9 protein-coding genes are annotated in these 15,136 nt (G+C 43.8%); 6 read left to right on the forward strand and 3 right to left on the reverse strand.

From position 1 onward, the window contains the following. Window positions 1-296: 296 nt before the first annotated feature. Window positions 297-1,145 (reverse strand): prephenate dehydratase, encoded by an 849-nt coding sequence (locus Q0502_RS04595; protein WP_298647718.1) that lies wholly within the window; start codon window positions 1,143-1,145, stop codon window positions 297-299. Window positions 1,146-1,747: 602 nt separating this feature from the next. Here Q0502_RS04595 and Q0502_RS04600 point away from each other — a divergent pair. After that, entirely contained in the window at window positions 1,748-3,283 is a 1,536-nt protein-coding gene (locus Q0502_RS04600; RefSeq protein WP_298647721.1) for a peptide MFS transporter, read from the forward strand. 53 nt (window positions 3,284-3,336) lie between these two features. On the opposite strand, the gene Q0502_RS04605 is transcribed toward Q0502_RS04600, so the two are convergent. Both Q0502_RS04605 and Q0502_RS04610 read right to left on the reverse strand, forming a co-directional pair. Next, window positions 3,337-4,671 carry an ATP-binding protein gene (locus Q0502_RS04605; RefSeq protein WP_298647724.1) on the reverse strand — a complete coding sequence of 445 codons (1,335 nt, stop codon included), beginning with the start codon at window positions 4,669-4,671 and terminating at the stop codon, window positions 3,337-3,339. Between the two features lie 11 nt (window positions 4,672-4,682). Further along, window positions 4,683-6,053 (reverse strand): sigma-54 dependent transcriptional regulator, encoded by a 1,371-nt coding sequence (locus Q0502_RS04610; protein ID WP_298647727.1) that lies wholly within the window; start codon window positions 6,051-6,053, stop codon window positions 4,683-4,685. A gap of 327 nt (window positions 6,054-6,380) precedes the next feature. Here Q0502_RS04610 and Q0502_RS04615 point away from each other — a divergent pair, with 327 nt between their 5' ends. The 5 genes from Q0502_RS04615 to Q0502_RS04635 all read left to right on the forward strand — a co-directional run. Continuing rightward, on the forward strand, window positions 6,381-7,718 hold the full coding sequence (locus Q0502_RS04615; RefSeq protein WP_298647729.1) for a TolC family protein: 1,338 nt from the start codon (window positions 6,381-6,383) through the stop codon (window positions 7,716-7,718). 46 nt (window positions 7,719-7,764) lie between these two features. Then, window positions 7,765-9,018, forward strand: a complete 1,254-nt coding sequence (locus Q0502_RS04620; protein WP_298647732.1) for an HlyD family efflux transporter periplasmic adaptor subunit — start codon at window positions 7,765-7,767, stop codon at window positions 9,016-9,018. 138 nt (window positions 9,019-9,156) lie between these two features. Further along, window positions 9,157-11,514 (forward strand): FtsX-like permease family protein, encoded by a 2,358-nt coding sequence (locus tag Q0502_RS04625; protein ID WP_298647735.1) that lies wholly within the window; start codon window positions 9,157-9,159, stop codon window positions 11,512-11,514. A 107-nt stretch (window positions 11,515-11,621) separates the two neighbouring features. Beyond that, the gene (locus Q0502_RS04630) at window positions 11,622-13,988 is read left to right on the forward strand and encodes an ABC transporter permease (protein WP_298647738.1); all 2,367 of its coding nucleotides are present in this window, start codon (window positions 11,622-11,624) and stop codon (window positions 13,986-13,988) included. 135 nt (window positions 13,989-14,123) lie between these two features. Continuing rightward, window positions 14,124-15,136: ABC transporter permease (locus Q0502_RS04635; protein WP_298647740.1), on the forward strand; the 1,013-nt coding region annotated here is incomplete at its 3' end.

Here is a 15,136-nt window from a genome sequence, read left to right on the forward strand (position 1 = left end):
AAGATCTCGATTATAAACAATTAAAAATCAACTGGATCTAAGTGTCCAGTAGTGATAAATTATAAATTATGAATTGCTCCACTTCTTAGTTCTAATTTCGTCAATGAATCAATCCCATTGACACATTCCCTTATTAGCACACTAAATTGAATCATCACCTCACTAAATCAGCCCTACTTCCCGATAAATCGGGACAAGTTGTCCCGACGGGTCGGGATTAGCACATTGTCTCATTGGCATATTAATAATATCCATCCCTCTTCTCAACATTCTTCCATCTTTTCACTTTTCGTTTTTTACTCAGTAAACCCGTACTTCTCTTCCCTGTATTCTCCCAGCACCTTCAACCGGCTGATCAACGGCATAATAGCGTCTAGGGACTGCCGGTAGCGATTGTAATCGGTGAAGGTAAGATCAATATAGAACTGGTACTCCCATTCCCTTCCGATAATGGGTAACGACTGGATACGGGTGAGATTGATATCATAGAACGATAATACCGAGAGTACTTTAGAGAGGCTTCCTTCACTATGAGGAAGCACAAAAACCAATGACGATTTATTGATATGGTTATCCTTCTGTATTTCACGGAGCATCTCTCCCTGTGCCAGAATAAGGAAGCGGGTAAAATTCCTTTTGTTGGTCTCAATCCCAGAGACAAGAACCTCCAGACTATACTTTTCGGCGGCCAGCGTACTGCAGATGGCTGCTGTCGATGTCATTTGCTTATCACGGACATCCTTTGCTGCAAGCGCTGTATCTTCGTGCTCCACAATTTTCACCTCCGGCAGTGTATCGAGAAAAGCCTCACACTGCATCAGGGCGATAGGATGAGACATCACTTCTTTGATCTCCTCTATCGGTAGGCCGGGAAGCGCCGCCAATGAATGAGATATACGCAGTTTATGCTCCCCGGCGATTTGCACATCACTCATTTTCAAGAGATCGTGGTTCTGTAAAAGGCTTCCGGCGATAGTATTCTCAATGGCCATCATACCTATCAACTCGGGATCTTTCTTTGTTTCGGCAAAGATATCGCGGAAGGTACTGCACGGAACAATCTCCAACTCCTCGTCCTTGAAATATTCATGGGCCGCAATCTCATGGAATGAACCCTCCCCTCCCTGAATGGCTACTCGTCTCATCTGATCTATTCTTTTATATTGGCTAAAAAAAAGTCCCGCCGTATGATCGACAGGACTTTATTTATTCTGATATGACTTTTTAATTTCTTCTCATTCTGCATATAAAATCCTGCCCTTACCTACTAAAGTAAAAGTAAAACCAGAAAGCAAATGCAAAAACAGAACCAATCATTGTATATTCTTTATTCTTTTATTAAATCGGTATGATCAAATCATCATATGATTAATGAGTGCAAAAGTACTACTTTTTTCGTTTCAACAAACAAAATGAAGAAAAAATGTACCGGATAATTAAAAAATGTATTACAAAGGCACTATAAAACAATTAAAAAACCATTAGTTTTTATATAAAATACTGACAGTTATAACAAAAATATTTTTATATTTGCACATCAAAAACCAAAAAGACTAATATTCATATGACAATGTTTATTTTTTTAACATTAAGGTCATATGGAACTTTTTCAGTAAACAAGGGCAAAGTAAATTTATTTTATATTGCCGGGTCCAGAAAAAGTCTAACTTTAGTGAACTCGCTATAATTATTCATTTGTATGATTATTATTATCATGCTCGTTTCACAACCATAAACAAATTAATCAATGTTCAAAAATCATCCTAAAGGGTTGCTCGCCGCCTCACTGGCGAACATGGGAGAGCGTTTTGGTTTTTATACCATGATGGCTATTCTCGTGCTTTTTTTAATGACAAAGTTCGGCCTTAACGAGACGAACGCCGGAATTATCTACTCCATCTTTTATGCCTCCATTTATCTGTTGGCACTGGTAGGAGGTCTTATTGCCGACAAGACCCGGAATTACAAAGGGATTATTCTGATCGGCCTGATCCTGATGGCGCTGGGATATGTCATCATCGCCATTCCGACAGCCACGCCCGTCCCGCCGGATAAATTCGGCATCTTGCTGGCTTTAAGCTGTTTTGGTCTTTTTATTATCGCGTTTGGCAACGGGATGTTCAAAGGTAACCTGCAGGCGCTGGTAGGTCAGATGTATGACAATCCGCAGTACGGCAAAATGCGCGATTCCGGGTTCCAGTTGTTCTATATGTTCATCAATGTGGGTGCCATTTTCGCTCCTTTTCTGGCCGTCGGTGTAAGGAACTGGTGGGTAGAAAAGAACGGCTACCTGTATAATGCCGACCTTCCCTCGCTTGCACACCAATATCTGGGGAATACCATTACTCCCGAAGGAACCACCCGGCTACAAAACCTGGCATCGGAAGCAGGATTTGCAGGTACGGACCTTGCCGCTTTCAGCAGTGGGTATCTGAATGTGTTTACCACCGGATTCCATTACGCTTTCGCGGTGGCTATTGTTGCCATGCTTATTTCATTGGTCATATATCTATTTAATAAGAACAGGTTTCCGGATCCGGCTGACAAACGGATTGACCACAGCGGTAATCCCGCTGTGGGAGAGATGGATATCAAAGAGATAAAGCAGCGCCTCTATGCCCTGTTTGCCGTCTTTGCCGTTGTTATTTTCTTCTGGTTCTCATTCCACCAAAACGGATTGACGCTCACCTATTTCGCCAGGGATTATACCGACCTGAGCCAGATAAAGGTCAATCTGGGATTTGTCACTTTACAGGGAGCTGAAATATTCCAGTCGATCAATCCTTTCTTTGTGGTATTCCTCACCCCCATTATAGTTGGATTCTTCGGATGGCTCAGGGCTAAAGGGAAAGAGCCTTCCACTCCCCGGAAGATAGCGATTGGTATGGGAATCGCGGCGCTGGCTTATGTGGTGATGGCGATAGGATCCGTAGGGCTTCCCCTAAAATCCGAGGTGGATGCCATGGGTGGACTTTCTGATGCTGCACGTGTAACTCCCTGGCTGTTGATCGGCACCTATTTTATCCTTACCGTCGCCGAGCTGTTTATCAGCCCGCTGGGTATCTCATTCGTGTCGAAAGTAGCCCCTCCGAAATACCAGGGAATTATGCAGGGAGCCTGGTTAGGCGCTACGGCAATCGGTAACAGTTTGCTGTTTATCGGGGCCATCTTCTATGCCAGCATATCGATGACAGGCACATGGTTGGTTTTTGTAGCTGCATGCATCATCTCTATGTTCACCATGCTTGGTATGATCAAATGGTTAGAAAGGATCGCAAAATAATGCTTATACAGTTATAATTGAATGGGGGAAGACAGTACTGTTTTCCCCTATTTTTATTTTCCGGAATGATAAAACGCCATCCGGAATACCGTCCATCCTTCTTTGGTGAAATGGGTCAATGTTCCCCCGTGCAGGCGCATAATATAGCGCGATACGCTCAATCCAATGCCGGTGCCGGAGTGCTTGGTCGTGAAAAACGGAACAAAAATATTCGGTAGCACATCTTCTGAAATGGGTTGCCCGTTATTGCATATATCCAGATATATCTCCTTCTCTTCCGTCAATTCGATCCTGATCTGCCCTTCTTCTCCCGAGATGGCTTCGGCGGCATTCTTCAACAGGTTGAGCAGCACCTGCATTATCTGCGACTCATCCAATAGTCTTACGGTCGGTTCGGCGGGCAGGTGCAGCGTCACCGGTATTCCTTTTTCTTCAAGCACAACTGCTTCCAATACGATTGCCCGCTCGATGACAGACTGCAACGAAACCGGATTTAGCCGGGGTTTGGGAATCCCCGTAAACCGGCGATAGGAATTGACAAAACTTATTAAGCCTTTGGCCGTCGAATTGATCGTCTGCAACGCCTCTACCGTATTCTGCAGCAGGGAGTCCTCTTGATAGGGTTCGTCCTTACGGAAAGCAGATAGCAATGTATCGGTCAGCGACGTGACGGGCGCAATGGAGTTCATGATCTCATGCGTCATCACCCGGATCAACCGTATCCATGAATCCATCTCTTTATAATCGAGTTCACTCCCAATATTGTTCAGTGTGATAATCTTCAGTTTTCTCCCTTGCAGGATAATCTGGGAAGCTCTCAGGCTCAACTGCATCTCCTCCCGTTCGTTGGCTATCTTGATGGTTTTCGTATCAGACGCCTCCAGATTACGGAACAGGTCGGGAAACGATCTATCGATATTTGCCAGTTGGTTGATATGGGTAAAGACGGGAAGCCCCAGTAACTGATTAACGGTACGGTTTATCTGCACCACTACATTGGCTTCATTCACAATAATGATGCCTGTAGAAACGCTCTCCATAATAATACCCAGGAATTTCTCATTCTCGATCACCTCCTTGCGGGCCCTTGACAGGATATCCTTGATACGGTTCATCATCTGATTCAACTCTTTCTCCCTTCTTGAGAGCTTGGTCTCCGCGAAATTGAATGAGTAATCGCCATTATCCAGTGCATTGAGCAGGAAAATAATATTTTTGTTGAACTGATTGTAACTCCGGCGCATGTTATGAAGCAGGAAAATGACCAAAAGTATGGACAACACCATATAAGCATATTCCGTTTGTATGGCAAAATAAGTGCTTATCACGACGGCTGCTATCAGCAGGATCATGTAGAGATATAGCTTGTATTCGATAGATTTAAACATGATAACAACGGTTAGAGTCCGTATTTTTTGATCTTGCTGTAGAGTGTAGGCCGGGAAACGCCTAATTCTTTGGCAATGGCCGATATATTGTTTCCGTAATTACGCATGGCCCGTCCGATAAGCACCTGTTCCATTTCTTCCAGAGTGAGATTCTCAAGGTCTTTACTCTTTTCGGTACTACCTTGTGGCCGGAGAAACAGGTCGGATGATTCGATCACCCGGTTATCCGACAAAATAAGGGCTTTCTCTATCGTATGCTCCAGTTCACGCACATTGCCCGGCCATGCGTATTCCTGCATCTTCGCAACCGCCTCTTTACCCAGTGTTACACCTGCTTTATTGTATTTTGCGGCAAAACGGTGAAGGAAGAACGATGCCAGTCCCGGAATATCCTCTCTCCGGTTACGCAACGAGGGCACTTCAATCTGAATAGTGTTGATACGATAGAGCAGGTCTTCCCTGAAAAGCCCGTTCTGCACATCGAGGAACAAATTATGATTCGTAGCACAGATCAACCGTATATCCACTGCCACCGGCTTATTGCTACCTACACGGATAATTTGCCGCGATTGCAGGGCATTCAGCAGTTTTGCCTGAAGCGGATAACTCAGGTTGCCGATCTCATCGAGGAAGAGTGTTCCTTTATCCGCTGCCTCGATTTTCCCGGCCCGGTCGCTGTGCGCATCGGTGAACGAACCTTTCACATGGCCGAAAAGTTCGCTCTCGAACAGTGTTTCGGTAATGGCTCCCATATCCACCGTTACAAGCGACTCGTTCGACCGTGGTGAGAGCTGATGAATCTTGCGTGCGATTACCTCTTTACCTGTCCCGTTTTCGCCGGTGATCAACACATTGGCATCCGTTTTTGCTACTTTCCCTACCAAACGCAATAGCTCCCGCATTGCAGGGGATTCCCCCCAATAAATATCGCTTTCCCTGTTCAACTGGGAGTTGAGGACACGCTGCTTCTCTTTCAGTGTAGTTACTTCTTTTCGGGAAAGCCGTAATTCCAATGCCGACCGTAATGTAGCCAACAGCTTGGCGTTGTCCCAGGGCTTTACTACAAAATCGGAAGCGCCTTCTTTCAGCGCAGTCACTGCCAGATCGATATCGGCGTAAGCGGTGAAAAGCACCACCGGCAGATCGGAATTTACCTTTTTCACCTCCGAAAGCCAGTATAGTCCCTCGTTCCCGGTATTTATTCCCGATGAATAGTTCATATCAAGCAACACCACGTCGGGGTTTTTCTCCCTCAAAGCAGTCAACAAGGTATTGGGTGAAGAGAGTAGGGTTACCTCTTCGAAATGGGTATTCAGCAAAATTTTAAGTGCGCTGAGCACATTTTTATTATCATCTACGACAAGAATACGTCCTTGCTTCATTTTATTTTTTATCTGGGTATATACTTTTAGAAATCAGAAAGTGGAAAAGTGGGAAGGTACTTAGGTAATGTCCTAAATCAGAGATCCCAATTCCAATATCCCAAATTTTTCACTTTCCCCTGTTTAATCTTAAATCTTAAATTTTGAATCTTAAATCCGGAACATTCCGAATACAAATATAACCAAAATATTGTCAAATTATCAACACCACTGTAAAATAATTTTACAAAACGAACAATAGCTACTAAATCTCAAACACCTGAAATACAGAATATTACTAACCTTGGCATGGTATTAGCATCTCTCTTTATAAAATATATTGGAAATATGAATCGATTTTTATCTATATTACTGTTATTATACGTTGCGTGCACGGCAATACAGGCGCAGGAAAAACAATGGTCGTTAGATGACTGCATACAATACGCGGTAGAAAACAGTCCTAAAGTCAATAAGCAGAAAGCGCAGAACTCCATTTACCAGCAGGACTATATGCTTGCCATCGGAAGACTGATCCCTTCGCTGAACGCCGCCACGAGCGCATCCTTTAACTTCGGTCGCGGGATAGATTACGATACAAACACCTACACCGACATTAATTCCTTCAGCAATGGCTATTCCGTCTATTCCAATTTAACGATCTTCGACGGTTTCTCGAATATTTACAGGATTAAAATGCAGAAAGCAAATAAACTTGCCGGAAAACAGCAGTTGGAACAAGAGCGGGAGATGGTCGCTTACGATACAATGGAATCCTTTTTCAACGTATTATATTATAAACGAATGGTACAGTTAGCGCAGGAACAGGCGGAAGAGAGTGCCAATAACATGAAACAGGCAAAACGAATGGAAGAGTTGGGTATGAAAGCCAAACCGGACGTGGCGGAAATGGCCGCAAAGGAAGCAGCAGACATCTACAACCTCACCCGACAGAAAAACCTGCTCACCATCGGCATAATACTGCTCAAGGAGAAGATGAACTTCCCTGTAGATGAAGAACTGGATATCACAGATGAGCAATCCAGCGCATTGATCCTCAAATCGGGTGAAACAGTTCCGGTAATTTATGAAACAGCCAAGGCAATCAATCCCAGAGCATTATCTGCCCAAGCGGCACTGAAGGTACAGGAGATGAACAGACGTTCCGCCATCGGGGGTTTTTCTCCGGTCATCTCAATGGAAGCGGATTTTTCTACCGGATTTGTAAAATACCTCGACGGAAGCGAGTATGAACCGTTCTACGACCAGCTTAGAAACAAACGTGGGACCTATGTCGGATTTACATTATCCCTTCCTTTGTTCAATGGTTTTTCAAAATCGACCTCCTACAAGAGGAGCAAAGCGCAGGTGATCATTGCCGAAAGCGAGTTTCAGGAAACTCTCCGCACCCTTTACAGCGAAATCGAGCAGGCAGTGGCAGACATGAACGGGCAGGCAGACGCTTACCAGCAGGCTGTGAAACAGCGGGAAGCAATGGAAACCGCACATGAAGCCAACCAGAGAAAATATGAAGAGGGATTGATCAGTCCACTCGAACTACATACCAGTGCCAACCGCGTAGTGGAGGCAAAAGCCGAAGAGCTGAACGCCGAATTGCAATACAGGTTGAAAGCGCGCCTGGTGCATTATTACAAGGGTGAATCTTTTATAAAGGTGGAAAGATGATGGGACAAGGGGATGAATCAGTAAAATCAATAAATCAGTAAATTATATGACGGACATCTTAATTGAAAAGAAAAAAGGATTGAAAAAGAAACACATCCCTTTCATTATTGGCGGGGCACTGTTTTTGGTAGCCATTATATGGCTTATCTTCGGCAATCACGCATCAAAACTAAATGTGGAAGCCAACCGCATCTCGATTCAATCCGCCACCCGGGGCGAATTTAACGATTACATACGCGTCAGCGGACAGGTACAACCTATCAGTACCATACAACTGAGCGCCATCGAGGGCGGTATGGTGGAAGCGAAACTGGTGGAAGAAGGCGCCGAAGTGAAAAAAGGCGATATCATAGCCCGGCTCAGCAATTCGATGCTGAGCCTGAACATATTGGACAGCGAAGCGCAACTGGCAGAAAAACAGAACTTCCTGCGCAACACGCAGGTAGCCATGGAGCAGGACCGGCTGACGCTGAAAAAGGAAAAACTGCAACTCGACCTCGACGTTACCCGCAAACAACGCAAATATGAACAGTACAAAAAACTGTACGAAGAGGAGTTGGCTTCCAAAGAAGATTACCTGCAGGCAAAAGAGGATTACGAATTTGCCGTGGACGGGCGACAATTGGTTGTGGAACGTCAGAAGCAGGATTCTATTTACCGCAGCGTGCAGATCGACCAGATGGAGGAGAGCCTGCACAATATGCGCCAGAACCTTATGCTGATACGCCAGCGGAGTGAGAACCTGAATATCAAAGCACCGGTGGACGGGCAGTTGGGCCTGCTGGATGTGGAGATCGGTCAAAATATTCCCACCGGCGGGCGCATCGGGCAGATCAGCGTGCTGTCGGACTTCAAAGTGGAAGCCTTGATCGACGAACACTATATCGACCGGGTGAGAACCGGGCTGGATGCCACATTTGAGCGACAGGACAAAAACTTCGCGCTGCGCGTCCGGAAAGTATTTCCCGAAGTGCGTGACAAGCAGTTCAGGACAGAATTCATGTTCGAGGGTGAGCGCCCCGACAATATCCGGGCCGGACAGACCTATTACATCAGCCTGCAACTCGGACAGCCGGTCGAAGCCGTTTTGATACCACGCGGGCCGTTCTATCAGACCACTGGCGGACAATGGATCTTCGTCGTTACCCAGGACGGCAACAAAGCCGTAAAACGCAGGATCACCATCGGACGGCAAAACCCCAACTATTATGAGGTAACCAGCGGGCTCGAACCGGGCGAAAGAGTAATCACCTCCAGTTACGATACATTCGGGACAGCCGAAGAATTGATTTTGAAGTAAATTAATGTGTCAATGTGAATAAATTTTTCATTTTTCACTCTTAATTCTTGACTCTTAATTTTCAACTTACAAAGTAATTATATGAATATTCTAAAGAATTTTTTTCATACCCTGAACCGTTTCAAGACATCAAGTATTTTGAACTTATTAGGGCTCTCGGCTGCATTCGTCGCCTTTATGATTATTCTGATGCAGCTTAATTTTGAATACAGCTTCGATCACTGCCACAAGAATGCCGACCGGATTTATCGCGTGGACAATGTAACCCAGGGACTTTTTGGCATTATACAACCGCGTCCGTTGGTCGAAACTTTCTTTGAGTCATCGCCACAGATTGAATATGGAGCAGTGCTGCTGCCTTATTTGGGAGACATGTATTTTACCACCACCCAAAACGGAGAGAAGAGCGGCCATAAAGCGGGCATCGTAACCTGTAGTCCCGATATCACACGCATTTTCAGCTTCGAGATGATTGAGGGGAATTCCAATTGTCTGGATGACCCGCAGAGTGTGCTTATCTCAGAAAGCCTCGCCAATAAATTATTTGGTGGCGAATCTGCTTTAGGACAAATCCTATCTTATCAATCGTCAATCTGGACAAAAAAGAATATCACTGACCTGGTAGTGGGAGGAGTCTATAAGAATTTTCCGGATAATACCCAATTGGGCAATTATATCTATACGGCTATCGACAAAGAGTCTGAAATGGAAAATTGGGGAAGTAATTTTATCGCCTACGTTTTGCTGAAAAACAAAGACAAAAACAATGCAGATGAAATAACGACCAGTTTCAATGCTACATTCGATTTCGAAAAAATTGGCTACAACGCTGATATGGCAATAAAATTGACTCCGCTCAAATCAATCTACCTAAGGAATGAATCATCGGACAACTTTATTATCAAGAGCGGTAATCCATCCACCCTCAGAACTTTGCTGGCTATTGCCATCCTGATTATTGGCATTGCCGTGATCAATTATATGAATTTCAGTATGGCATTGGCTCCCCGTCGAATAAGAAGTATAAATACGCGTAAAGTATTAGGGGAAACCGATGCTTCTTTACGGATAAAACTGATTATAGAAGGAGTGATGATGAGCATAACGGCTTATTTATTGTCCATAGGATTGCTATATCTCATCCACACAAGTCACCTGCTTTCCTTTATCGATATCAATCTCGACCCGTCAAAAAACATCAAACCAGTGGTGATTGCCGGATTAATTGCTGTTTTGGCAGGGGCGATCTCGACCATACGACCGGCCTATTACCTTACTTCATACGCTCCATCCCTGATATTGAAAGGGAATTTCGGGTTATCGAAAAAAGGGAAGACAATGCGTGGTTTTTTAATAGGTTTTCAGTTTCTGATATCTATCATACTTATTATTGCTTCGATTTTCATTTATAAACAGAATCAATTTATGCAAAACTATACACTTGGTTTTGATAAGGACCAGGTGGTTGTGGTGGAACTCGACACCAAATTCATAAATCATAATAAGAACAAGTATGTTAACTCATTGAAGGATAACCCATCAATAATTGATGTGGCTTTCTCACAGCAGAAATTCGGAGCGAGCGATGAATATCGTCAGGAAACAATCGGCTTCAAGGATGAAAAAGCTCACTTCTTCTATATTGCCGTATCGTGGAATTTTCTGGATGTAATGGATATTCCATTGCAGGAAGGGAATCCTCCGAGTGAAAACGACGAGATAGACTGGACAGAATATAAAAAAGATCGTGAGATATTTGCAGAAACTTATCGGAATAGTAGGCGGAAGTTGATCATAAACAAGAAGCTAAGCGATGAATTAGGCATAAAACCCAATAATTATGTAGACCACTTCGGCGTGGATGCACAAATTCTCGGCGTAACGGATAACGTTAAATTTGCCTCTTTACGTCAGGAACCCAGAAGCGCGGCTTTTGTGATAAACGATCCGGGAACGATGACCTACTCCTATATAAAGATCGGTGCAGGTGCGAATATACACAATGTTGTAAGACATATCCGGAAAACCATATCGGACATAGAATCAACCTTTCCCGTAGAAATTGAATTTTACGAACAGGTATTCAATCGTCTCTACCAAAAAGAGTTATCAACACAAAAAACAATTGGAAGTTTCAGCCTATTGGCGATTATCATTTCCATTGTAGGGGTTTTCGGACTGGTGATGTTTGAATGTGAATACCGGAAAAAAGAGATAGGAATCCGAAAAGCACTTGGATCAAATATCAATGAAATATTGCTTCTGTTCAACAATATGTATATGAAAATTTATGCCTTTAGTTTTATTTTGGCAATACCCATTACAATTTATATTGTGGTCAAGTGGCTTGACAATTTTGCTTTTAAAACGCCAATCAGTTGGTGGGTATTTGCATTGGCAGGCTTGGCGGTTTTATTGATCACCCTTACTACTGTGAGTTGGCAAAGTTGGCGGGCAGCAACCGCCAATCCCGTGGATTCGCTGAAAACAGAGTAAATCGATGTGATGATGTGCTGATAAGAAGAATGATGTAAAAGTGAAAAATCTTGACTTTCAGGTCTTGATTCTTGTGTCTTGGCTCTTGATTCCTGAAAAAAAATAATATGAACAATTTAAAATTAGCTTATCGTAACCTGTTTCGGAAAAAACAAAACAACCTGATAAAGATTCTCTCATTGGGATTTGGTTTGGCAGTCGGACTGGTACTTCTCTCAAAAGTAAGTTTTGAGCGCAATTATGACGATTTCTATCCCGATGCAGACTGTATTTATCAGATATGGTCAACTTTATCAGGGACTACAAATGAGACAGGACTGGATCAATGGGGACAAGTCAGTGGCGCAATAGCTCCCGGCATGAAAGCAGAGATCCCGGAAGTTGAAGTGGCAACGCGGTTTACACCTTTGACTGACGAAAATGCCGTTTTTTCTACCCCCGATAAAAAACGATACAAAGGTACCTTTATCATGGCTGACAGCTGTTTCTTCGATGTGCTTCCCCGTCCGATGGTTACAGGTAATGCAAAGGAGATACTGTCCCAACCGATGTACGTTATGGTTTCTAAGTCCACAGCAGAAAAGATGGGAGGCGATGTAATAGGAAAACAGATCCGGTTAGAAACCTTTCCCGGCAGAGAACTGACAATAGGCGGGATATACCGAGATGTACCTGAAAACTCCCATCAACGTTATGATGTGATTGTATCACTCAACTCTATGTCCTCTTTCTTCAGTTATGACGGACAGGAGAATTGGCTGGGGAACGACCGTTATCGGGGGTATGTGAAACTGCATCCGGGAGCCAATCCTGTAAACCTGGCTTCTGCCGTCCGCCGTATGCAGATAAAACATCAGGATATAGAGAAGATAGAGGCTAAAAACGGTTGGATTCTTAGTTATGCCTTTCTCTCTTTAAAATCAATTCACAGCGACTCTCCCGAAGTCAAAAGAATGACACTGTTGCTCACCATTATAGCGTTCGCACTGATTCTTACCGCTATTTTAAATTATGTGCTGATTGTTATCACCGCGTTGGTAGGGCGTTCCAGAGAGATAGCCGTATATAAATGCTATGGAGCGGAAAACAGGAATGTGAGCCGGTTAATAATGACCGAGACGTTACTACACTTTGTCTTGTCACTGTTGCTTGCCGGTTTACTTGTCTTCAGTTTCAGGGGAACCATTGAGAGCATGCTTTCTGCATCATTGGATTCATTGTTCAGTTTCCGTTCTTCTCTTTATCTCGCGGCAATTACCATTCTCATCTTTTTGTTTACTGCATTCATCCCCGCATACATATTATCCCGCATTCCCGTAGCAAGCATTTTTCGCGGTACAGGGCAGATTCGGGCAAAATGGAAACTGGTATTACTCTCCGTGCAATTCGCAGCAGCAGCATTTCTTTTTTCGCTGTTAGTCATTGTCAGTAATCAATACAATTTAATGACCAACGATAACCCGGGTTACTCTTACGGGAACGTTTTACATGCCGGTACTTCCGGCGTACCACGAAATACCGTCCGGACGGCAATAGACCGGTTGCGTCAATTGCCTCAGGTGGCAGCAGTGGCAACGGCGAGCACCCTCCCGTTCGAGGGTATGTCTGGCAACAATGTGATTATACCCGGCGAGGAGCGTGAGTTGTTCAATATTGCCGATATGTACTGGGCAGACGAGCATTACGTTCCATTGATGGAAATACCCATTACCGAAGGGAAATCATTCAACGTCAACAGCAGCCCCAATGAAGTAATCGTCAGCCGGTCATTCAAAGAAAAAATGAATGCGATAGCCGGATGGGATAATGTGATTGGGAAGGATATAAACATTACTGAGCACGGATTAAGCCGAATCGTGGGAGTTTATCCCGACATCCGGTTGGGATCCATTTCCGATCAGGATATGCGCCCGTCGGTACTGTTCTACAGGAGTACCCCAAATGGTAATATCATTATCAAACTCAATACTATGACAGGCGAAAACATCGGACAAGTGTATGATATCCTGCAGGAAACCATGCCCGAAAAAGAAATCACACTTTCGCCTTATAGCGACAGTATGGTAAAGATGTATTCGGATGAAAGGCAATTTCGTGATGCTATTTTCATCGGCGGTTTCATTACCGTACTGATTACGCTTATAGGGCTGATTGGTTATATCAATAGTGAAATGTTGCGGCGCAGGTCCGAGATTGCAATCAGAAAAATCAACGGAGCAAGCCTAAACGAGATATTAAGGCTATTCATGAAAAACATCCTGTTTATCGCATTGTTTGCCTGTATAGTAGGAGGAGTTGTGGCCGCCATGGTTACTTCCAAATGGATGGAGAATTTCACTGAAAAAACCGGATTGTCCCCACTTTTATTTATTGGATGCGGACTCATTGTGCTACTGTTTATCGAATTGATTGTAGGAATTAATTGTCTGAAAGCAGCCAATCAGAATCCTGTCGACTCTTTGAAGAAGGAGTAAATTAATGTGCCAATATGCCAATGAGACTAATATGATTAAACAATTTGATAATTTGGAATTTGGAATTGAAACAACATTCGGCGGAACCAAAATCAGCGGGGCTAAATCATGAAATCTTGAATAAAAAGTAATAATATGAATATCCTAAGATCTTACAAGCGTACCCGATTCTTTTTATGGGTAAATATTACCGGATTGGCCATCGGATTGGCTGTTTCTATTATGCTGATCTTGTTTGTGGTCAATGAACTGAGTTACGACAAGCATTTCGAGAACAGCGAACGGATTGTGCGTTTAATTACAGTTTGGGAAAGACAAGACCAGGCTACCAGTTACGCGATCAATATGCGCAAAGCTTATACGGAACTACCGGCAAAAATTCCCGGTATCGAAGCGGCTGTGCAACTCTATAACACAGGGCCAGTAGAGGTAATTCACGATAAGGAGCGTTTTCAAAATGTCCGTTCTTTGTGTGCTGACCCCGAATTTTTCAAAGTATTTCAGATGAAATTTGTAGAGGGAAATGCACAAACGGCATTGGTCAATAACAATTCAGCTGTGCTGACACGCCAACAAGCCGATATAATTTTCGGTAGTCCTCAGAAGGCAATGGATCAAATCATACAAGTCTTGAATCAGGATTTCGTAGTCTCGGCCATAGTCGAGAAACTTCCTACCAATACCCACTTCTCCTTCGATGCTTTGGTCAACATGCACGCCATAAGCCATTGGATGGCCGGTATGACGGGATTGGAATTTCAGACCTATTATCTGATCAGACCAGATGCATCGCCCAACGATGTCAGAAACGCCATCGAGAAAGAATATTCCTCCATCACGGCCGCTTTCGGCGAATCATTCAACGCGAAAATTTATGGTAAAACCGATAAACTGACTGATATCTATTTATATTCCGAAGAGATCAGCGGCAATATTGATAGAATGGGAGACATGCGGCTCGTCTGGCTTTTGTCCGGACTCGCGTTGTTTATTTTACTGCTCGCTGTCAGCAACTTCATCAATCTGTTCATTGCTCAGGGTGAAACCCGTATGAGCGAAATCGGTATCCGCAAAACCAATGGTGCGTCTATTGGAGATATTATCCGGCAGTTCTTTTCCGAGGTATCGGGTATCGTATTGATCGCCTT

The sequence above is a fragment of the uncultured Proteiniphilum sp. genome (assembly GCF_937873925.1).
Taxonomy (GTDB): Bacteria; Bacteroidota; Bacteroidia; order Bacteroidales; family Dysgonomonadaceae; genus Proteiniphilum.